This window comes from Streptomyces sp. NPDC016469 (assembly GCF_040632905.1).
Lineage (GTDB): Bacteria > Actinomycetota > Actinomycetes > Streptomycetales > Streptomycetaceae > Streptomyces.
Genome location: NZ_JBEYCQ010000027.1, coordinates 14,423 through 33,313, shown reverse-complemented (window position 1 = coordinate 33,313; position 18,891 = coordinate 14,423). Strand labels below are relative to the sequence as shown.

Here is an 18,891-nt window from a genome sequence, read left to right as displayed (position 1 = left end):
CCGGCGGACACCCTTAACCTGCTCCGTATGCCCGAAACCAGCGCACCCGCCCCCCGCGACGACAGCCCCGAGGACTCCCGGCGGGAGCGGCTGCGGCAGACGTTCGACGAGGACGCGGAGCTGTACGACCGGGCCAGGCCGGGCTATCCGGCGGAGCTGTACGACGACCTCGCGGAGCTCGCCGGGGCGCGGCCCGGCAGCCGCGTCCTGGAGGTGGGCTGCGGGACCGGGCAGGCCACGGTCCCGCTGGCCCGGCGGGGGTGCAGGATCACGGCCGTGGAGGCGGGCCCGAGCATGGCCGCGGTCGCGCGGCGCAATCTGGCCGGGGCGCCGGAGGTGGAGGTGGTGACGGCCGCGTTCGAGAGCTGGCCGCTGCCTGCGGAGCCGTACGACACCGTGCTCGTCGTCACCGCGTTCCACTGGATCGACCCGGCGGTGCGCGTGCCCAAGGCGGCCGACGCCCTGCGGGCGGGCGGGGCGCTCGCCGTGGTGCGCACCCAGCATGTGCGGGGCGGCACCGAGGAGTTCTTCGTGGAGGTCCAGCGCTGCTACGAGCGCTTCGACCCGGAGACCGAGCCCGGCACGCGGCCTCCCACCGCCGCCGAGGTCGGCAACGCGGACCACGCGGAGGAGGTGGCGCGCAGCGGCCGCTTCCGCCCGACGGTCTTCCGCCGCTACGAGCACGACGTCACGTACACCACGCCGCAGTACCTGGACGTGCTGCGCACGTACTCCGGCCACCGGGCGCTCCCGGAGGCCGCCCGGCGCGGGCTGCTGGACTCCATCGCGGAGCTGATCGACGGGCGGTACGGGGGCCGGGTGACGAAGCGCTACCTGATCGAGCTGGGGGTCTCCCGCAGGCGGTGACGCCTACTCGCTCACGCCCGCGATCCCCCAGCCCCGGCGGGCGGCCTCGGCCAGGACTTCGCCCCAGTTGGTCAGGAGGCGCACGAAGCCGTCGAAGTCGCTGAACCGGAACTCGATGGAGTGCTCCTCGAAGGGCACGCGGAGCTCATCGAGCCGGGGCCGTACGCGCTCCCAGGTCGCGAGCAGTTCCCGTACTCCCTTCGGGGACTTCGCGACCAGCAGGCCGTAGCCCCCGGAGAAGAAGGCATGGCCCTCGCTCGGCTCCTCGTCATCAAAATCCGGCCCGTCCCAGATCAGCCCGCCGAGCAGCGCGTCCAGCTCCGCCCGCACGGTCGGGTCCACGTGGTCGCGTGCCTTCTCCCACGCCTCCCCCGCCCAGAAGTGCGGCTTGTACGAGCCGAGGGTGCCCGGGAAGTCGTACACGCCGAAGAGCGCGCTGTGCGACCCGCGCGGCCACTCCCACCCGCCGTCGGTCCCGTTCTCGTCGTAGTCCCACAGCCCGGTCTCGTCGTCGTACCAGGCGTCCCGCAGGCGCTCAAGCCGCTCCGGGGGCGGGACCTCGGCCAGCCAGGGCCAGTCGGCGATCAGTGTGGTGAGGTCGACGCCCATGGCGTCACCCTATCGGCCGTCAGGCGCCCTTCGAGCGGGCCACCTGCGCGGCGAGGAAGGCCAGCAGAGCGGCGTTGAAGTGTCCGGGCTGCTCGGCGCCCGGCAGGTGGCCGGCCTTTTCGATGACGGCCAGGGTCGCGTGGGGAACGAGGCCGCGGATCGCCTCGGCGTCCGCGACCGGGGTGTAGACGTCGTCCGCGCCGACCACGACCAGCACCGGCTTCCGGACCGCCGCCAACGTCTCCCGGTAGTCGGGACGTTCGGCCCGCCCGCGCAGGGCTGCCGCCGCGCCGTGGGGGTCCGTGGCACGCATCATGCCCAGGACGCGCCCGGCGACTTCCGGCATCGCCGCGACGTTGTACGCGGCGAGCATCTTGTCGATCACCTCGCTCGCGTAACCGTCCATGCCCTCGGCGAGGAGCCGGTCGGCCAAGCGGTTACGGAACGCCTTGCCCTCCTCGGTCTCGGCGGGGGCGGAGGTGTCGGACAGGACCAGGGCGCGCACCCGCTGCGGGTGCCGGCGCTGGAACTCCATGGCGATCTGACCCCCCATCGAAACACCGCCGACCACGGCCCGCTCGATACCCAGGTGGTCGAGGAGCGCGGCGAGGTCATCGGCGAAGTCGGAGAGGAAGACCGTTCCCCGGGTGACGCTGCTCTGGCCGTAACCCCGCAGATCGGGGGTGATGACCCGGTATCCGGCTTCGGCCAGCCCTTCGCTCTGAGGCGCCCACAGTGTGCGGTTGAACGGATGCCCGTGAACCAACAGGACCGGCAGCCCGGCGGAGGGCCCGAGGTCGTCGTAGTGAATCGTGGCCCCGCGCAGCGCTATGGCGTTCATGCCGGGCACCTTAGCCGGGTGACCGACGGGGCGCGGAGGCGTTTTGCCTGTCGGCCGGTGGCCCCTCTCCGAGGTAGAAGGGCCACCGTTCTCGGTTCGGCTCGGCGATCAGCCGCCGAGGTCAGCGGTGAAGGCGGCCCACGCCGCCCGCGAGCATCCGTCGCTGTTCGATGCTCCCTCACGGCCGAGCGGCCATCCTGGACTGGACGACCGCTCGGCCCACCGTCGGTTACAGCTCAATTCGTCCGGTCAGTCGCCAGTCGAGGTACGTGGCCAGGTTGGGTGCCACCCAGGTGCGGCTGTCGTTCTCATGGTCCCAGACGAAGACGTCGGGCCTGTCGATCGTTGAGAGGAGCGCGAAGAGATCGCCGTTTCCCGCGTCCGCGAAGAAGAGGAGCGGGTCGAACGGCATGGAGAGGGTGGCGAGGTCGGAGTCCTCGCGAAGACGCTGATTCTCCGTGGCGATAGCCTCGGCAGACCAGACGAGCCCGTCTCCGTACTCGTCTTCGATGCCGTTGGTCTTCCGCAGGAGTGCGCTGAGATCCGTGGGAAGTGAGTGACCGAGAACCGTGACGCAGTCGGCCAGTGCGGACTCCGGTGCGGGTGACTGGAGGACGGCCGCACCGGGCAGGGCTTCAACGGCTACGTTCCACACGTTGGTTCAACCTCCACTCATCCGCCTCACGTGATCATCATGCTCCTGTTCCAGGCTGCCAGGCGAACCACCTGCTCGGGGGAGGCGAGGCGTAGACCGCCGCGGTCATCTATGCGGGCAAGGAGCCGACGGGCCGGCCGAAGCGGTGCCCGCAGTCCTCGTCGATCTGCCCGACCAGGCGCTCTCTCACCACATCCGCCAAGGCGGCTGCTCGCACGTGCGATCTGCACGGTCGGAGACGGTACCGCGGCGCCGACCCGGTCGCCGCGCGGGGCACGGGATCCGAAATCCCCTCTTGCCTTTGCGAAAGCAACCATATAGTTTCCCTCGTGAACACAGCTAGGGGTCAAGTCCTCTTGGCATTCCACGAGATGGGGGATATCCGCATGCCTCGATTGGCCGCAGGGGTTCGCAAAGTGCAACCCGCACCGCATGCGGATGGCGCTTCGGAGACCGTCGTACGGGCGGCCCGGACCGAAGGAAGCACCCGATGACCGCGCCGGCCCGCTTCCGGGCCGCCTTCGCCCTGGCTCTCGCCACCGTCGTGACGGCGGGCACACCGGCCGGGGCCGCACCCGCCGCGGAGAAGGCGCCGCCCCGGATCGAGACGGTGCTCGACGTGTCCGGGTCGATGGCGACCAAGGACGCAGGCGGGCAGACCAGGCTCGCGGCCGCCAAGACCGCCGTCCGCCGTCTCCTCGACGGCACACCCGACGGGACGGCTATGGGGCTGCGTGTGTACGGGTCCGAGTACGCCGGTGAGGCCAGGAGCCGCGGGTGCGAGGACACTGAACTCCTCGCCCCCGTCGCCCGGATGGATACCGGCTCGAAGGCATCCGCGCTGGCCCGGGTGCAGGCGCTGAAGCCGGTCGGGATGACGCCGATCGGCCGCAGTCTCCGGGCCGCGGCCGCCGACCTCGGGGACACCGGACCGCGCCGGATCATCCTCGTCAGCGACGGGGAGGACACCTGTGCGCCGCCGAGCCCGTGCCAGGTCGCCCGTGAGCTCAAGGGGGCCGGGATCGACCTGGTCATCGACACCGTCGGACTGAGGGTCAACGCCGCCGCCAAGCGCGAGCTGACGTGCATCGCGAACGCCACGAAGGGGACTTACGTGGACGCGGGTGATGCGGACGAACTGGCCGACCGGCTCGACCAGTCCGTGAAACGCGCTCTCACTCCGTACGCGCGGAGCGGCACCAGGACCAGCGGCGGCGAGGACTGCCCCAGCGCCCCCACCCTCGTCCCCGGCCAGTACCTCGACAGGATCCGCGACGGCCAGTCCCGCTGGTACAAGGTCACGCTGCGCCCGGGACAGTCGCTCCGGTTCTCCGGCTCCGTCATTCCGGCCGGCGCGTGGGAGACCCCGACCTCGGTCAACGCCCAGCTGTCGCTGCCCGGCCAGGCCGGAGTGTGGGCCACGGAGACCGCGGTCGAGGACCGGTGGTCCAACGTCATGTCCATCGGCGTGCAGTCCGAACGCCTGCCCTGGGACAAGGTCCCCGCCGGGGCCGCAAGCACGGAGGTCTGCGCCCGGATCCACAGCGAGGTCCGGACAGCGCGGGCCGAACCGGTCGAGGTGGCCGTCGGCATCGCCGACCAGGCCGTCCGTCCCGATGGAACACCCGACGAACGGGTCACCGGTGCGGGCGCCGAGGCCGGACAGCCCACCGCGCCCCCGGACACCCACGGCCCTCGCCCCGAGGCCACCGAGACGACCGCGGCCGCCACGTCACTCCTGGACCGCCCGGCGGCCCTCGCCGTCGCCGCCGCAGCCGCGTTCCTGCTGACCCTGGGCCTTCGATTCGCCGTCGCCCGCAACCGCCGCAGGGGAGCCTGACATGCGCGTACGTACCGCACTCATGACCGCCGCGGCGTTCAGTTTCCTTGCCACCGGCACCGCGAACGCAGCCGACGGCGACACGGGATCGCCGGGGGGCTACTCGTTCAACAGCAGCACCTCCATCGAAGACGGTGCTCAGCGGCAGCTCACGGTCGGCGACTTCCACTTCTGGAAGATCACCCTCAAGCCCGGCCAGCGCTTGGACGTCAAGGCGTCGGTCGAGGTGCCCGGCGGCTACGACCCCGGCCCCTCACCCCACTACGAGCGGCTCGGTGTGCGTATCTACGACCCCACCCGCCGGCCCATCCTGTGCGATGGAGCCTCGGACGGCACCGAGATGATCTACCGCGGTCACGCCACGGCCCGAAGTGGCGGTACCTTCACCGCCGAATGCACCGTGGGAACCGTCGACTACAAGCCCATCGAGCGAGCCGGGACCTACTACGTCCAGGTCGGCATCGGCGGAGCCACCCGGACCAAGGGCGACACGCTCCCGCTCACGGTGTCCGCGGGCACCGGCACCGGCGTCACGCCCAGACCCGCCGAATCGTGGAACCCCGGCACGCCGGCCGGCGCCGTCCCCGCCGAGCCGAAGCCCGCCACCGTGACCACGCCCTCCGCGACAGCGGCGGACACGGCCCCCACCGCCGCCGCGACAAGCACGGGGCTGCCGCCGTGGGCGATGCCCGCCGCGCTGGTCGGAGGTGTGATCGCCGCTCTCGCCCTCGGCGCCGCACGCCGCCGCCCCGGCCCCGGGGCACAGCAGCGGGCCAGGTCCGCCCGCACGCCCGAAGCCGTCCCCGCAGGCGCACCGCCCCACGCCGCCCGGCAGCCGACGCCCGTCCCCCAGGTGCCGCACACCCACGCACCCGGCGGGCTGCCGCTGCCTCCCTCTCACGCCGGGCCGCCCGTCGTCCCACCGGGACAGGCCGGGCCCCCCGGACCGGGCGGCGGCCCCCTAAGACGCTGACGGCCCTGCTCCCGGAGGCCGTTCGGGCGGCCGGCCTTGAGCGCCTTCAGCTCCCGGCCGCCCACCCCGGCACCCAGGTCCCCGCCGCCCCGGAACCCCCCGCCGCGCCCAGGTGCGACCGCAGCGTCGCCAGTCCCGGGTGCGGGTTGTCGCGGTGCCAGAGGAGGGAGTGGGGGTAGACCGGGGTCGGGTTCGTGATCGGGATGCGGCGGAGGTCGTGGGTCCTGGGCCAGATGAGGCGGGAGTGTTCGCCCATGAACGTGGCCAGGGACGGGGTGTCCGCGATGGTGTCGAGCAGGACGTCCGAGCCGAAGTTCGGGCCCGTCGCCTCGATGGTCAGGTCGAACTCCGCGACCAGGTCGTCGTAGTACGCGCCCCACTCCGTGCCGGGGGCGATGCCCGGCATCCAGATGCGGTGGCCGACCAGGTCGGTGAGGGTCACCGAGGGGGCGTCGGCCAGGGTGTGGGCGGGGCCGGTGAGGAGTTGGAGGGGTTCGTCCAGGACGCGCGCGGACGCGATGTCGTCGGGGAGGGGGCGGCCGGGGGCGGCCACCGCGCGGAAGGTCGCGTCGAGTTCGCCGGAGCGGAGCGCGGCCACGGCCGCGTCCATGCTGACCAGCATCAACACGTCGAGGGCGATCCCGGGGTGCGCGCGGTGGAAGGCGCGCATCAGGCTCGACTGCGCGGTGCGGGACGCGATCACGTCGACGCGGAGCGGGCGGCTGCCGGGACGTACGGACGCGCTCGCGCGCTCGGCCGCGCGCAGCAGTTCGCGCGCGTGGGGCAGGAACGCCCGGCCGTCGATGGTGAGCTCGGCGCCCCGCGGGGCGCGTGCGAACAGCCGGACGCCGAGGGCCGCCTCCAGCGCGGCGATGCGCTTGGAGACGGCCTGCTGGGTAACCGAGAGGTCCGCGGCGGCCTTCTGGAACCCGCCCGCTTCCGTGACGGCGACGAAGGTGCGTACTGCTTGGAGGTCCACGTCGCCCTACCTTAGGGAACGTCACGCGGCCGTCGTGAGCGTCTTCCTGGTGTCGGCGGCCCGCGCCCGTCCCGCCGCACGGCGGCCGTGGACGTTGTTGGCGATGACGGCCGCGAGGGTCAGCGCGACGCCGGCGAGTTCGGCGGTCGTCGGCCGGTGGCCGCGTACGGCTTCGATCGCGAAGGCCGTGATCGGGACGAGGTTGATGAACAGGACGCCGTTGGCCGGGCCGAGGGTGCGCGTCGCGTGGTTGAAGGCGAGGATCGCGACGGCGGTGGCGGGGACGGCCATGTAGAGGATCTGCCACCAGTCGGCCGCGTAGTCGGCGGCGGACGGGGTGGGGATCCAGCCCGCGAAGCCGGCGGTGAGGGTGACGAGCGCGATGGTGACGGTGCCCAGGACGCTGGTGAGGGCGGTGTAGCGCAGGACGGAGAAGGCCGGGAAGGCGGCGGCACCCGTGGTGTAGACGACCCAGCCGATCACTCCGGCCAGGATGAGGAGCCCGCCGGCACCGATGCCGCCGGTGAGGACGACGAGCGGATTGCCGTTGCCCAGGACCATGGCGACGCCGGTCAGGGCGAGCAGGACCAGGCCGAGCGTGATGCCGGTGGGGCGCTTCCCGGTGCGGGCCCACATCACGACGACGGTGATGGCGGGCATCGCGGCCATGATCAGCGAGGCGGTGGAGGCCGGGGTGGACTGCAGGCCGGCATAGGTGAGGAGGTTGAAGGCCGCGAAGCCGAGCGAGCCGAGCACCCAGAGCTTGAGGAGCTTGCCGTCGGTGCGCAGCGCCGCGCGGCCCTCGACGGCCAGCAGGGCGATCACGAAGATCGCGGAGCCGAGGGCGAAACGGGCCAGGGTGAGGTGGAAGGGATCCACATGGCCGAAGGCGGACTTGGCGACGGCGAACATGCCGCCGAAGGCGAGTGCGGTGACCAGGCCACCGGCGGCTGCGGCTGCGGTCTTCTTCTCGGCCATGGGGTCTCCTAGGATGCGGCAGCGCGGAATCGCCAGTTCGCGTGTTCGCTTGTTTGCGAACACGTCGGCTAACGTATACGCGTGACCGAGAGTCGGTCAACCGGTGTTCGCCAACACGCGAACACATGTGGTCCGAAATGGGAGAGCAGTGCCGTGAAACCGCTCCAGCACCCCCGCGCCGAAGACATGAACATCTATGCCGTGCTCCACGCGCTGGCCGAACCGGCCCGGATGCAGATCGTGCGAACCCTCGTCGAGGCCGGCGGGAAGCCGTGCGGGACCTTCGGCATCAACCTGAGCAAGTCGACCCTGTCCGCCCACTTCAAGGTGTTGCGCGAGGCCGGGATCATCCGCCAGGAGACCGCACCGGGGAACTCCCGCGTCAACACCCTGCGGCGCGAGGAGCTCGACGCCCGTTTCCCCGGCCTGCTCGCCGCCGTCATCGACGCGGTCGAGCTGACCGAGCCCGCGCTGACGCACAACTGATGGTTGTGAGCGAACGGCACCTTGGTTGTTTGACCTGCGGTTCTGCCAAGCGGTTAGCTCTCCCCGGTCTGTTTCGGGTTGTACGGGTGAGGCGGCGTGGGCAGAAGAGCGTTGGGGCGGCCGTTCGGCTGGCTGTGGGCCGCGTACGCGGTGAGCGCGTACGGGTCGGGGCTGGGGTTCGGGGCCCTGCCGCTGCTCGCCGTGCTGGTGCTGGACGCCGGGCCCGTCGAGGTGTCCGCGCTGTCGGCGGTCGGGCCCGCCGTGGGGGCGCTGATCGCGGTGCCGCTCGCGCCGTGGGTGGAGTTCCGGCGCAAGCGGCCCGTGATGATCGGGATGGACCTGGTCCGGTTCGCGGCCATGGCGTCGATCCCGGCCGCGTACGCCTTCGGGCTGCTCGGGTTCGTCCAGCTGCTGGTCGTGTCGGCCGTGGTCGCCGCGGCGAAGATCGCGTTCGGGGCGGCGAGCGGCGCGTATCTGAAGGCGCTCGTCCGCCAGGAGGACCTGCTCGTCGCCAACGCGCGGTTCGAGTCCACGAACTGGAGCTCCATCGCAGTCGGCCCGCCCCTCGGCGGCGCGGCGATCGGGGTCTTCGGGCCGGTCACCACCGTGGTGGCCGACGCGCTCAGCTATCTGCTCTCCGCACTCGCCATCACCGCGATCCGGGGCAAGGAGGTCGCGCCGGCCACGGCGGACCGGAGTCCGCTTCGGGCGGGTGCGCTGCTCGCCGGATGGCGGCACATCCTGGGGCACCCCGTGCTGCGGTCGCTCTACCTCAACCAGGTCCTCGTCGGCGGCCTGATCATGGCCACCGAACCGTTGCTGGCGGTGCTCCTGCTGCGCCGGCTCGGGTTCCCGCCCTGGCAGTACGGTCTCGCCTTCGCCGCTCCGTGTCTCGGCGGGCTCATCGGCTCGCGGCTGGCCCGCCGGGTCGTCGCCCGCTACGGCCGCGACCGGGTCTTCCGGACCGTCGGCACCCTGCGCGCGGTCTGGCTGATCGGGCTGGTGTTCGTACGGCCGGGTGTCGTCGGGCTCGTCACGGTGATGGCCGTCGAGCTGGCCATCATCGTCAACATGAGCTTGTACGGGCCGGTGCTCTCCACGTACCGGCTGGAACACACACCCAAGCACCTCGTCGCGCGCATGCTCACCGCCTGGTCGATCGGGCAGCAGGCCTCCATCGCCGTGCTCACCGCGCTCGCCGGGCTGCTCGCCGACGTCACCGGGCCGCGCACCGCCCTCGCGGTGGCCGGGGTGCTGATCCTGGGCACCCCGTTCCTGCTCCCCCGGCGCGGGCGGGCACCCCGGGCGGCCCTCGATCTCAACCGGACTTGATCCGAACCGCACTTGATCGCAACCGAACTTGAGGTTGCAGAATGCCGGGCATGGATACCGAAACACACACCCCCGCACACACCGCCGACCTCGAAGCCATCCGCGCGGTCGTCGCCACCGTCGAGCGCTCCCAGCAGCGCAAGGACCCCGACGAGTTCCTGGCCCTCTTCCGGCCCGACGCGGTCTGGACGACGGCCCACGGCAAGGTCCTCATCGGCATCGACGCGATCTCCGCGTTCACCCGGACCGTGCTCCCCGCCGCCGGCTGGGCCGGGCGGGTCACCTACGACGTGGCGCACGTCCTCTTCATCCGCCCGGACGTCGCGGCGGTCAAGGTCCGGCAGCGCTACCTGGCGCCGGAGGAGGAGAGCGAGGGCGCTCCGCTGTATGTGATGAGCCGGGGCGACGACGGACGGTGGCTGCTGACCGCCGGTCAGAACACGCAGGTCGTGGCGGGCTGACCGCACCGGCGCCGGTCAGCCCGCCGCCGTCTCCTTTTCGAGCAGCGTGAACGACTTCGGCGTGCCGCCCGGCTGCGGTTTGCCCTCCTTGCGGCCGACGACCCGGTAGCCGGCGCCGAGGTAGTACGCGGTCAGGGGCTCGTTGCCCGCCAGGCAGTCCAGGCGTACGAGCGTCCGGCCCGCCTCGGCCACGCGGTGCTCGGCGGCCCGCAGGAGCCGGCGCCCCGTGCCGGGCGGGACCGCGGTGCGGTCCACCATCAGCCGGTGCACGTAACCGGCCGTCGCCGGCTGCGGGCCCCAGGCGTCCTCGTCCTCCCACCACAGCTCCCAGGCGCCGACCACACGTCCGGCGGCCTCGGCGAGCCACACCTCCCCCGTCGCCATGGTCCGGCGGAAGTGGTCCTCGCCGAGTTCGCCGGGCCGCCACTGGCCGGTGACGCCCCGGGCGAGCATCCAACGGGCCGTGTCGTCGCGCAGCCGTACGACGGAGGCGAGGTCGGCTTCAGCGGCGGGGCGAAAGCGCAGTTCGGTCGGGCTCAGGTCCTTCACGCCACGATCTTCGCACGCGTGTACGCATGCGTCCGGGCGCGGGGAGACGGCGTCCTCCGCGCGCCCGGCGCACGTCAGGCCGCGTTCTCCCGCGGCCTCGGCGCGATGACGGAGAACGCCCCGCCCTGCGGGTCCGCCAGGACGGCCATGCGGCCGGCGACCATGTCGAAGGCGGGGGCCAGGACCGTCGCGCCGGCGCGGACGGCGGCCGCCTGGATGTCGTCCACGCTGTCCACCGCGAAGTACGGCTGCCAGTGCGGCGAGACGCCCGGCGGCACCTTGCTCATGTCCATCATGCCGCCCACCGCCCGCCCGTCGACCTGGAACTCGACGTACCCGTCGGCGCCCTCCATCTCGGAGGGGGTCGTCGTCACCGGCAGGGTGGCGGAGTAGAACGCGGACGCCGCGTCCGGGTCGGGGGTGGTCAGCTCGCTCCAGATCAGCGCGCCGTGCTCGTTGGCGATGCCCGCGCCGCCGAAGGTGCCGGGCTGCCACAGGCCGAAGACGGCGCCCGCCGGGTCGGCGACCACGGCCATGCGGCCGAGGTCCATGACGTCCATCGGAGGGACGACGACCGTGCCGCCGGCGTCGCTGACGGACGTGAGCGTCGCGTCGACGGCGTCCGTCGACAGATACGTCGTCCACTCCGCCGGCGGCATCGGGTCCGGCACCGTACCGTCCTGGTTCATGGCCTTCATGATCCCGGCGACGGGCTTGCCCTTGAGCGTGCAGACGGCGTAGCCGCCGTGTTCCGCCGGGCCCACCTCGCCCTCCCAGCCGAAGAGGTCGGAGTAGAAGTCGATGGCCGCCTGCTGGTCGGGGACCATCAGGTCGATCCAGCAGGGGGTGCCGGGCCGGTAGGGATCGTTCATTTCGGGCACGGGTGCCTCCGGGAGGCTGCTCGGGGGTGGACGGGCCCTCCTTACCCGGCCCCCGCGCGAGCGGAATCGACCCGTACGGGTGACAGCCCGTTCAGTACCAGGGCCGGGCGTCCGGCGTGGGCAGCGGACGCAGGGCCGGCCAGTGTTCCAGCAGGCGGGTGGCCAGGGCGGAGGCGAGGCGGCCGAGCGCGTGCAGGTGGTCGTGGTCACGGGTGAGGTCCGCGACGACGCCCAGGCGGTGGACGAGGCGTTCGCGGGCGGAGACGTACCCCCACTCGAAGTCCTCGGCGGGCACCCGGGCGAACTGGTCTGCCGTCCCCCGCCGCGCCCGTTCGACCAGCGCGTCGCCCTGGATGAGCCAGCCGGCGCACGCGTCGGCGAGGTCGCCCGGCACGTCCTCCCCGGTGAGGTCGCGCCAGGTGGTCCGGTAGACGGCCTCGACCTCCGTGAGCGGCGCGGCGGTGACCGACATGGCGCACCAGCAGGTGGGGAAGCCGATGCGGAAGTACGCGAACTCGACCAGGCCGTTGCCGAGCGCGGCCCGCTCGAAGTCCACGAAGCGGACGCCGTCCGGGGTGCGCAGGTCGTTGCCGGGGCAGGGGTCGCCGTGGAGCAGGGCGTGGTGCCCGGTGGGGTCGAGTCGTTCCAGGAGCCCGGCGAGTTCGTCCGGGACGGCGGCCGGTACCGGCACGCCGAGCGCGCGGGCGAGAGTGAGGAAGGACTCCGCGTCCGCGGCCGTGGGACCCGACCAGGCCGGGAGCGCGCCCGCGTCGGCGGGACCGGTCAGGGCGTGCAGCCGGGCGAGCGCGTCGGCGTACCCCGGCATCCAGTCGTCGGTGCGGCCGAGGTCGTCCACGTACTCGAGGAGCATGCCCCGTGAGGCCGGGTCCGTGGCGAGCAGCGCGGGCGCCACGGAGCCGCGCCCCGCGAGGCGCAGTCCGGCGACCTCCCGGGCGAAGCGCGCGTCGGCGTCGGCACCGGCGTCCCCCTCGTCGGTGATCTGCTTGACGATCAGGGGCCGCCCGTCCCCCGCCCGCACCCGCCACACCCGCGACCGGGGGCTGCTGTCCAGGGGCTCGGCCTGGGCGGGGATGCCGCCCAGGGCGGAGAGCAGGGGGGCGGTCAGCGGAAGGGAATTCGGCATGGGGAGGAGCGTATGCCCTGCTCAGGCATCCCGGGACCGCTTTTCGACGAGCGCCGCGACCCCGTCCAGCAGCCGTTCGAGGCCGAAGGAGAAGAGCGTGTCGAGTTCGAGGTCGAACCCCTCGTCACCGAAGAGCGTGGACAGGGTCGGGTAGGAGCCGATGACCTGGATCGTCTCCATCCGGGTCTCGTGGGTGGCCATCCACTCCTCGGGCGTCATCCCGGTCTCCTGCCACGCCCGCGACTCCTGCTCTACGGCCGCCGCGATGCCCTGCGCGTACCCCAGGAGGGCCAGGTGGACGTGGATCATCTGGGTCGGCGTCAGACCCAGGCCCTTCAGGGCGCTGAGGGTCCGCTCGGTGTAACGCATCGCGTGCGGCGAGGCCGTGGGGCGGGTGAGGGCGGACAGGGCGCGTGCCACCCACGGGTGGCGCAGGTACAGACTCCACAGCCATCGCGCCTCCCGCTCCAGTTGCGCCCGCCAGCCCGGGGGGCGGGGGCCGGGCGGTTCGCCTTCGAACACCGTCTCCGACATCAGGCGTACGAGTTCGCCCTTGCTCGGGACATGGCGGTAGAGCGCCATGGTGGACGCCCCGAAGTCGGTGGCGATCCGGCGCATGGAGAGCGCGGGCAGCCCTTCGACGTCGGCGAGGGCGATCGCGGCGCGCACGATGCGGTCGCGGGTGAGGCCCTGCGCCGGGGTCGTGGTCCGGGCGTGTCCGGCCTCGGCGACCACGGTGCCGACACCGGGCACCGCGCGCACCAGGCCCTCCTGGTTCAGGGCGGCGAGGGCCTTCGTCGCGGTTGCCATGGCGACCCCCCACTCCTGCGTGATGCGCCGGGTGGAGGGGACGCGGTCGCCGGGCGCGAGGTCGCCGGAGGCGATGCGGCGCCGGATGTCCCCGGCGATGCGGAGGTAGGGCGGTTCCTGGGGCATCGCCGTACTGTACTAGTGCACCGAAACGCCGAACAGGCCACTCGGCAAGGCCTGAGCACAGGTGCACTAGGCAGCCGCTTGCGGTGTACGCGACGGCGTCGCTTCTCTGCCCTGCATGGAGAACAACACACCCCGCGCCGGGCGCAAGGAGTGGACCGCCCTCGGCGTCCTGATGCTCCCCCTGGCCCTCGTTTCGATGGACGTCTCGGTCCTGTACTTCGCGATCCCCTACATCAGTCAGGACCTGGAGCCCAGCGCGACCCAGCAGTTGTGGGTCCTCGACATGTACGGTTTCGTGCTCGCCGGGCTGCTCGTCCCGATGGGCGCGCTCGGTGACCGCGTCGGCCGGCGCAAGCTGGTGCTCGCGGGAGCGGCCGCCTTCGCGGTGGCCTCGGCCGCCGCCGCGTACGCGCATACGGCCGAACTTCTCATCGCCGTACGGGCGTTGCTCGGTGTCGGCGGCGCCGCGCTGATGCCGTCGACCCTGGGCGTCATCCGCAACCTCTTCCACGACGAGCGGCAGCGCGGCCGGGCGGTGGGCCTGTGGACCGCTGTCATGACGACGGGCATCTCGCTCGGCCCCGTCGTCAGCGGCCTGCTGCTGGAGCACTTCTGGTGGGGCTCGGTCTTCCTGATCAACGTGCCCGCGATGGCGCTGCTGCTCGTCCTGGTGCCGTTCCTGGTGCCGGAGTCCCGGCCGACGAGGAGCGCGCGCTTCGACGTGCTGAGCGCGGCGCTGTCCCTCGGGGCCGTTCTCCTGGTCATCCACGGCGTCAAGGAGTGGGCCCGGCACGGCTACGAGCCGCTGCCCGTGCTCGCCGTCGTCGCGGGGCTGGTGCTCGGTGCCGTGTTCGTACGCCGGCAGAGGCGCGTCCCGCATCCGATGGTCGACCTCGGCCTGCTCGGCCGGCGGGCCTTCGGCGGGCCGGTGCTCGCGAATCTCCTCGCGATGTTCGCCACGGTCGGGATGGCCGTCTTCCTCACCCAGTACCTGCAGTCGGTCCTCGGCCTGAGCCCGTTCCGCGCCGCGCTGTGGAGTCTGGTGCCGGCCGCCGGGGTGGCGGTCGCGGCCCCGGCCGGGGCCGCGCTCGCGCAGCGGGTCGACCGGGCCTATGTGATGGGCGGCGGGTTCCTCGTCTCCGCGTGCGGGTTCCTGTGGCTCTCCCAGGTCCGGACGGACTCCGCGCTCTGGTTCACCCTCGCCGGGGCCTCCCTGTACGCGGGCGGCCTGGTGGCCGCGATGACGCTGGCCAACGAGCTCGCCCTGGGTGCGGCCCCGCCGGAGCGCGCCGGGTCGGCGGCGGCCGTGCTGGAATCGGGCCAGGAACTGGGCGGGGCGCTGGGCATGGCGATCCTGGGGTCGCTCGGGGCGGCGGTGTACACCGGTGACATGGCGGGCGCGCTGCCCTCCGGCGTACCGCGGGCCGACGCCGTACGCGAGACGCTGGGCGGTGCCATGGCCGTCGCGGCGCAGCTGCCGCACGCGTCCGCCGATGCCGTGCTGACGGCCGCACGCGACGCCTTCACGCACGGGATGAACGTCGCCGCCTTCGGCGCGGCCGGCGTCATGGCCGGGGCCGGTCTGCTGTCACTCGTCCGGCTGCGGGGTGCGGGCAGGACGGCGGTCACCGGGCAGACTGGGGGTCCCAGGACCGTGTCGAGGGCGGAGTCATGACGGACGAACCCGTGGCGGAGCTTCATCCCGACTACAGCAGTGCCGGTGCCACGGCGACCCCGTGGGCCGAGGTGGTGGCCGTCCTCGAACGGGCCGAGATGTTCTGGCTGTCGACGGTCCGGCCGGACGGGCGGCCGCATGTGACGCCGCTGCCGGCGGTGTGGCTCGACGGGGCGCTGCACTTCTCGACGGGGCTGGATGAGCAGAAGGGCCGCAACCTCACCCGGAATCCGAACTGCGTCCTGACGACGGGCAACAACGTGTACGGACGCGGGCTCGATGTGGTCGTCGAGGGGCCGGCGGTGCGGGTCGCCGAGCGCCCGGTCCTGGAGCGGCTCGCAGAGCTGTGGATGGCGAAGATCGGGTGGCCGTACGACGCGGTCGAGGGCGGTTTCCGGCACCGGCCGGAGGGGCCCCAGCCGGAGACCTCCGGGGCGCCGGGCGCGGTCGTCCCGGTGTTCGCCGTCCGGCCGACGAAGGTCCTCGCGTTCGGCAGGGGCGAGGCGTTCAGCCAGACCCGCTTCCGGCCCTGACGCGAGCTACGGCCGCTGGATCCAGGTGATCTCCGGGCGGCTTCCAGGCGGGGCCGGTCGACGCCAGGCGGGTCCGGCAAGCGGTGCGCCGCGAGGGCGGGCAGCACGCGTTCGAGCTCCGCGCCCGCCTCGGCGGGGCCGGTGGGGCGGCGGGCCGGGGTCTGCGTACCGACGAGATCACCCACCCGCGCCGGTTGTCACCAATGGGGCCCCGCCCTCGCGGAGCCCCCGTACTCTGTCCTTGACCTTCCTGTTGCATTCCCTTTGCGCAGAGGAGAGTTGACTTGGGCAAGCACCGCGCACCGGCAGCAGCTGAGGGGTCAGGCAATGGAGATCGCACAAACGCTCGCGCTCATCGCGGCCACCGTGACGACGGGGCTGGTCAGCGGGCTGTTCTACGGCTTCGCCATCTCCGTGATGCCGGCACTGCGCGGGGCGGGGGACCGTACGTTCATCGATGTGATGCAGCGGGTCAACGTGGCCATCCTGAACGGATGGTTCGTGCTCGGCTACATCGGGGCCCTCGTTTTCACGGGGCTCGCGGTCGGGCTCCAGTTCGGCGGCGGGGACCGGGACGCGATGGTGCCGACCGTCGCGGCGCTCGTCTGCTACATCGCGTCGATGGGGGTCACCAGCCGCCTGAACATCCCGTTGAACAACGCCCTGGAGGCCGCGGGGCCGGTGGACGGGATCGCGCGGCCCGAGGCGGTGCGGGCGGCGTTCGAAGGGGCCTGGGCGCGCGGGAACGTGCTGCGTACGCTGCTGTGCACCGCCGCCACCGGGCTGCTGTGCTGGGCCCTCGTCCTGAACGGCGGCAGCTGAACGCGCGGGAGGGCGGGTACGGGGCTCGCGCCCGTACCCGCCCTCCCCGGGGTCGCCGGCTCAGCGGCCGGCGGACAGCAGCGCCTCCGCGCGGCCGTGCAGCTTGGCGGCGTACGCCGCGCAGCCCAGGGCCGCCGTGTTGAGGAGCGTCCGGAAGATGTTGACGGTCTCCCAGGTTCCCTTGAACTTGTCGACCAGCGAGAAGTCGTGGACCTTCGCCGGGTTGCCGAGGTCGGCGAGCTGGTTGTTGAGCGGGATCTCGACGCCCATCGTGAGCATCAGGACGACGAGGTAGAGGACGGCCGCGAGGCCCGCCCACAGGGCGATCGTCCTGCGTCCCCGGCGGAACTCCAGGAACGCGGCGAGGCCCGCGGCGACGATGGCTCCCATGAAGATGAGCGCGAACAGGCCGTTGCCGTCGATCTCCGCGTTGAACTGCTGCATCGCGGTGACGTAGGTGCGGTCGTCGGTCTTCGCGAGGCCGGGCATGACCGAGACGTCGTAGGCGAAGAACAGACCGGCCATGAGCCCGAGCGTGATGACCGAGATCATGTGCAGCCAGCCCGCGGCCTTGTTCGGGCGGTCCTCCCGCGGCGGCACGGGAGCGGCGGGCTGACCCCACGGCTGCTGGTACGGCGCCTGCGCGCCGGTGGGGCCCTGCTGCGGATACTGATTGGGTGTCATCGGTACGTCCTCGCTCTTGTCCGGTTCGTAAGTAGGGTGCCGAGGCGCGCTGTTGACGAGGATAGAGGTGCTTTTGCTCCCGCCGCGGGCGCGGAGGCCGCCCTGGACAGGATCACGAGCGTTCCTCCAGCGAACGTCGAGCGGTACTCGAACGGGCATGCCCGGGTGCGACGGGTCAGCGGATGCGCATCTGCGCCATCATGCCCATCGCCGAGTGGTCGAGCAGGTGGCAGTGGTAGACGTAGGTGCCGCGGTAGGAGTCGAAGACGGCCTGGAGTCTGACGGTCTCGCCGGGCAGCAGGCACACGGTGTCCTTCAGCCCCGCCTCGGCCCCGGTCGGCGACTTTCCGTTGCGTTCCAGGACGCGGAACTGCACCAGGTGCATGTGGAAGTTGTGCGGCACGTCGGTGTTGCTGTTGGTGACGGTCCAGACCTCGCTGGCGCCGTACGGGATCTCGGTGTCGATGCGCGCCGGATCGTAGACGCGGCCGTTGATGGTGCCCTGCGGCTCGCCGCCGACGAGGGCGACGTTCAGGTCGAAGGAACGCCGCCCGGTCACCGGCGGCAGCGGCGGCAGTGTACGCAGTACGGACGGCACCCGGCTCGGGTCGGGGGCCGTGCGCACCACGTCGAAGCGCATGACCTTGCCCGTCCGGTCCGGGTCGCCGGGGCCGAGGGTGTTCTCCAGGACGAGCCGGGTGCCGACCGGGTAGCGGGAGAAGTCGATGACGATGTCCGCGCGCTCGGCCGGTGACAGGAGCAGCGAGTCCGTGGTGAAGGGGCGCGGCAGCAGGCCCCCGTCGGAGCCGATCTGCGTGAAGGACGAGCCGTCGGCCAGGCGGAGCGCGAAGAACCGCAGGTTGGACGAGTTCAGCAGCCGGAAGCGGTACTTGCGGGCGGCGACCCGGAGATACGGGTACGGCTTGCCGTTCGCGAGGATCGTGGAGCGGCCCGCCGCGTCGTCCAGGAGGTACAGCAGCTGGCCGTCGTCGTCGAAGTGGGCGTCGCGCAGCGCCACGGTGACGTCGTAGCGCCCGGCCGGCAGCGGCAGCGCCTCCTCCACGTCGTCGGTGAGCAGATAGCTGCCCGACAGACCCCGGTAGCAGTTCTCGGACTCCGAGTGGTGGGCGTGGTCGTGGTACCAGAGCGAGGCGTGCGGCTGCTGGTTGGGGTACGTGTAGGTGCGGCTCGTCCCGGAGGCGAAGGTGTTCATCGGGCCGCCGTCGTCGCCGGCGGGCACCGAGGCGCCGTGCAGGTGCACCGAGGTCTCCACGCCCAGCTGGTTGTGCTGGCGCATCACCACGGGGCGCCCGGAGCGGGCCCGGACGATGCCGCCCGGGAAGTGCCCGTCGTAGGTGAGGACGTCGGTGCTCAGGCCCGGCAGGATCGCGGCGCGGGTGCGGCGCATGGTGATGTCGTATACGTCGGCGCCGCCGCTCGTGGAGCCGGGGGTCAGCACCGGCAGCAGGGGCAGCGGTACCCGGAACGGCTGGACGGCGGGGCCCACGGGGACGGCCGTGCCGGCCGGGGCGGCTTCGCGCGGGGCGGCGCCCGCCGTCATCAGCGGGGTGAAAGCCGCGCCGGTGAACAGCCCGGCGCCGGTGACGCTCAGGGCGGTCATCAGAGTGCGTCTGGTCACCATCACG

General features: G+C 72.4%; 20 protein-coding genes. 9 read left to right on the top strand and 11 right to left on the bottom strand.

The window, feature by feature from the left end; all coding sequences use genetic code 11:
• Positions 1 to 27 precede the first annotated feature (27 nt).
• Positions 28 to 867: a methyltransferase domain-containing protein gene (locus tag ABZ565_RS26835; protein ID WP_361031959.1), complete on the top strand. Its 840-nt coding sequence runs from the start codon at positions 28 to 30 to the stop codon at positions 865 to 867.
• 3 nt (positions 868 to 870) lie between these two features.
• Here the strand turns inward: ABZ565_RS26835 and ABZ565_RS26830 are convergent, their stop codons facing one another.
• The 3 genes from ABZ565_RS26830 to ABZ565_RS26820 form a co-directional block, all read right to left on the bottom strand.
• The gene (locus ABZ565_RS26830) at positions 871 to 1,476 is read right to left on the bottom strand and encodes a hypothetical protein (protein ID WP_361031956.1); all 606 of its coding nucleotides are present in this window, start codon (positions 1,474 to 1,476) and stop codon (positions 871 to 873) included.
• 19 nt (positions 1,477 to 1,495) lie between these two features.
• Positions 1,496 to 2,317, bottom strand: a complete 822-nt coding sequence (locus tag ABZ565_RS26825) for an alpha/beta fold hydrolase (protein WP_361031953.1) — start codon at positions 2,315 to 2,317, stop codon at positions 1,496 to 1,498.
• Between the two features lie 229 nt (positions 2,318 to 2,546).
• Positions 2,547 to 2,972, bottom strand: a complete 426-nt coding sequence (locus tag ABZ565_RS26820; RefSeq protein ID WP_361031950.1) for an SMI1/KNR4 family protein — start codon at positions 2,970 to 2,972, stop codon at positions 2,547 to 2,549.
• A 490-nt stretch (positions 2,973 to 3,462) separates the two neighbouring features.
• Here ABZ565_RS26820 and ABZ565_RS26815 point away from each other — a divergent pair, with 490 nt between their 5' ends.
• A complete protein-coding gene (locus ABZ565_RS26815) occupies positions 3,463 to 4,812 on the top strand; it encodes a VWA domain-containing protein (RefSeq protein WP_361031947.1) in 1,350 nt (449 codons plus the stop codon).
• Position 4,813: 1 nt separating this feature from the next.
• Positions 4,814 to 5,785, top strand: coding sequence for a hypothetical protein (locus ABZ565_RS26810; protein WP_361031944.1), 972 nt, complete (start codon positions 4,814 to 4,816; stop codon positions 5,783 to 5,785).
• A gap of 46 nt (positions 5,786 to 5,831) precedes the next feature.
• Here ABZ565_RS26810 and ABZ565_RS26805 read toward each other — a convergent pair whose 3' ends face one another.
• Together ABZ565_RS26805 and ABZ565_RS26800 are read right to left on the bottom strand one after the other, a co-directional pair.
• Positions 5,832 to 6,764 carry a LysR family transcriptional regulator gene (locus tag ABZ565_RS26805; RefSeq protein ID WP_361031941.1) on the bottom strand — a complete coding sequence of 311 codons (933 nt, stop codon included), beginning with the start codon at positions 6,762 to 6,764 and terminating at the stop codon, positions 5,832 to 5,834.
• A 21-nt stretch (positions 6,765 to 6,785) separates the two neighbouring features.
• The gene (locus ABZ565_RS26800) at positions 6,786 to 7,742 is read right to left on the bottom strand and encodes a DMT family transporter (RefSeq protein ID WP_361031938.1); all 957 of its coding nucleotides are present in this window, start codon (positions 7,740 to 7,742) and stop codon (positions 6,786 to 6,788) included.
• Between the two features lie 153 nt (positions 7,743 to 7,895).
• Here ABZ565_RS26800 and ABZ565_RS26795 point away from each other — a divergent pair, with 153 nt between their 5' ends.
• From ABZ565_RS26795 to ABZ565_RS26785, 3 genes are all read left to right on the top strand, one after another.
• Positions 7,896 to 8,228, top strand: a complete 333-nt coding sequence (locus ABZ565_RS26795; RefSeq protein ID WP_361031935.1) for a helix-turn-helix domain-containing protein — start codon at positions 7,896 to 7,898, stop codon at positions 8,226 to 8,228.
• Positions 8,229 to 8,324: 96 nt separating this feature from the next.
• Positions 8,325 to 9,560 (top strand): MFS transporter, encoded by a 1,236-nt coding sequence (locus ABZ565_RS26790; protein ID WP_361031932.1) that lies wholly within the window; start codon positions 8,325 to 8,327, stop codon positions 9,558 to 9,560.
• A 50-nt stretch (positions 9,561 to 9,610) separates the two neighbouring features.
• On the top strand, positions 9,611 to 10,021 hold the full coding sequence (locus ABZ565_RS26785; protein WP_361031929.1) for an SgcJ/EcaC family oxidoreductase: 411 nt from the start codon (positions 9,611 to 9,613) through the stop codon (positions 10,019 to 10,021).
• Between the two features lie 15 nt (positions 10,022 to 10,036).
• On the opposite strand, the gene ABZ565_RS26780 is transcribed toward ABZ565_RS26785, so the two are convergent.
• The 4 genes from ABZ565_RS26780 to ABZ565_RS26765 all read right to left on the bottom strand — a co-directional run bounded on the left by ABZ565_RS26780 (position 10,037) and on the right by ABZ565_RS26765 (position 13,531).
• Complete coding sequence (locus ABZ565_RS26780) at positions 10,037 to 10,570, bottom strand: GNAT family N-acetyltransferase (protein WP_361031926.1); 534 nt, start codon at positions 10,568 to 10,570, stop codon at positions 10,037 to 10,039.
• A 74-nt stretch (positions 10,571 to 10,644) separates the two neighbouring features.
• On the bottom strand, positions 10,645 to 11,442 hold the full coding sequence (locus tag ABZ565_RS26775) for a VOC family protein (RefSeq protein ID WP_361032133.1): 798 nt from the start codon (positions 11,440 to 11,442) through the stop codon (positions 10,645 to 10,647).
• Between the two features lie 100 nt (positions 11,443 to 11,542).
• Positions 11,543 to 12,595 (bottom strand): phosphotransferase, encoded by a 1,053-nt coding sequence (locus ABZ565_RS26770; protein ID WP_361031923.1) that lies wholly within the window; start codon positions 12,593 to 12,595, stop codon positions 11,543 to 11,545.
• Between the two features lie 21 nt (positions 12,596 to 12,616).
• Entirely contained in the window at positions 12,617 to 13,531 is a 915-nt protein-coding gene (locus ABZ565_RS26765; protein ID WP_361031920.1) for a TetR/AcrR family transcriptional regulator C-terminal domain-containing protein, read from the bottom strand.
• Between the two features lie 115 nt (positions 13,532 to 13,646).
• On the opposite strand from ABZ565_RS26765, the gene ABZ565_RS26760 reads away from it, so the two are divergent.
• The 3 genes from ABZ565_RS26760 to ABZ565_RS26750 all read left to right on the top strand — a co-directional run bounded on the left by ABZ565_RS26760 (position 13,647) and on the right by ABZ565_RS26750 (position 16,561).
• Positions 13,647 to 15,206 carry an MFS transporter gene (locus ABZ565_RS26760; protein ID WP_361031917.1) on the top strand — a complete coding sequence of 520 codons (1,560 nt, stop codon included), beginning with the start codon at positions 13,647 to 13,649 and terminating at the stop codon, positions 15,204 to 15,206.
• Entirely contained in the window at positions 15,203 to 15,739 is a 537-nt protein-coding gene (locus ABZ565_RS26755) for a pyridoxamine 5'-phosphate oxidase family protein (protein ID WP_361031914.1), read from the top strand. Before ABZ565_RS26760 ends, ABZ565_RS26755 begins: the two co-directional genes overlap by 4 nt.
• A 327-nt stretch (positions 15,740 to 16,066) precedes the next feature.
• Positions 16,067 to 16,561 carry a DUF1772 domain-containing protein gene (locus ABZ565_RS26750; RefSeq protein ID WP_361031911.1) on the top strand — a complete coding sequence of 165 codons (495 nt, stop codon included), beginning with the start codon at positions 16,067 to 16,069 and terminating at the stop codon, positions 16,559 to 16,561.
• 60 nt (positions 16,562 to 16,621) lie between these two features.
• On the opposite strand, the gene ABZ565_RS26745 is transcribed toward ABZ565_RS26750, so the two are convergent.
• Together ABZ565_RS26745 and ABZ565_RS26740 are read right to left on the bottom strand one after the other, a co-directional pair.
• On the bottom strand, positions 16,622 to 17,245 hold the full coding sequence (locus ABZ565_RS26745) for a DUF1772 domain-containing protein (RefSeq protein WP_361031908.1): 624 nt from the start codon (positions 17,243 to 17,245) through the stop codon (positions 16,622 to 16,624).
• A 175-nt stretch (positions 17,246 to 17,420) separates the two neighbouring features.
• The gene (locus tag ABZ565_RS26740) at positions 17,421 to 18,887 is read right to left on the bottom strand and encodes a multicopper oxidase family protein (protein ID WP_361031906.1); all 1,467 of its coding nucleotides are present in this window, start codon (positions 18,885 to 18,887) and stop codon (positions 17,421 to 17,423) included.
• Positions 18,888 to 18,891: the final 4 nt, after the last annotated feature.

Excerpts from the sequence above, each read along its gene's own strand:
- ABZ565_RS26835 (WP_361031959.1), top strand. The coding sequence starts at position 28 with ATGCCCGAAACCAGCGCACCCGCCCCCCGCGACGACAGCCCCGAGGAC.
- ABZ565_RS26830 (WP_361031956.1), bottom strand. The coding sequence starts at position 1,476 with ATGGGCGTCGACCTCACCACACTGATCGCCGACTGGCCCTGGCTGGCC.
- ABZ565_RS26825 (WP_361031953.1), bottom strand. The coding sequence starts at position 2,317 with ATGAACGCCATAGCGCTGCGCGGGGCCACGATTCACTACGACGACCTC.
- ABZ565_RS26815 (WP_361031947.1), top strand. The coding sequence starts at position 3,463 with ATGACCGCGCCGGCCCGCTTCCGGGCCGCCTTCGCCCTGGCTCTCGCC.
- ABZ565_RS26810 (WP_361031944.1), top strand. The coding sequence starts at position 4,814 with ATGCGCGTACGTACCGCACTCATGACCGCCGCGGCGTTCAGTTTCCTT.
- ABZ565_RS26800 (WP_361031938.1), bottom strand. The coding sequence starts at position 7,742 with ATGGCCGAGAAGAAGACCGCAGCCGCAGCCGCCGGTGGCCTGGTCACC.
- ABZ565_RS26785 (WP_361031929.1), top strand. The coding sequence starts at position 9,611 with ATGGATACCGAAACACACACCCCCGCACACACCGCCGACCTCGAAGCC.
- ABZ565_RS26775 (WP_361032133.1), bottom strand. The coding sequence starts at position 11,442 with ATGAACGATCCCTACCGGCCCGGCACCCCCTGCTGGATCGACCTGATG.
- ABZ565_RS26770 (WP_361031923.1), bottom strand. The coding sequence starts at position 12,595 with ATGCCGAATTCCCTTCCGCTGACCGCCCCCCTGCTCTCCGCCCTGGGC.
- ABZ565_RS26765 (WP_361031920.1), bottom strand. The coding sequence starts at position 13,531 with ATGCCCCAGGAACCGCCCTACCTCCGCATCGCCGGGGACATCCGGCGC.
- ABZ565_RS26760 (WP_361031917.1), top strand. The coding sequence starts at position 13,647 with ATGGAGAACAACACACCCCGCGCCGGGCGCAAGGAGTGGACCGCCCTC.
- ABZ565_RS26755 (WP_361031914.1), top strand. The coding sequence starts at position 15,203 with ATGACGGACGAACCCGTGGCGGAGCTTCATCCCGACTACAGCAGTGCC.
- ABZ565_RS26750 (WP_361031911.1), top strand. The coding sequence starts at position 16,067 with ATGGAGATCGCACAAACGCTCGCGCTCATCGCGGCCACCGTGACGACG.
- ABZ565_RS26745 (WP_361031908.1), bottom strand. The coding sequence starts at position 17,245 with ATGACACCCAATCAGTATCCGCAGCAGGGCCCCACCGGCGCGCAGGCG.
- ABZ565_RS26740 (WP_361031906.1), bottom strand. The coding sequence starts at position 18,887 with ATGGTGACCAGACGCACTCTGATGACCGCCCTGAGCGTCACCGGCGCC.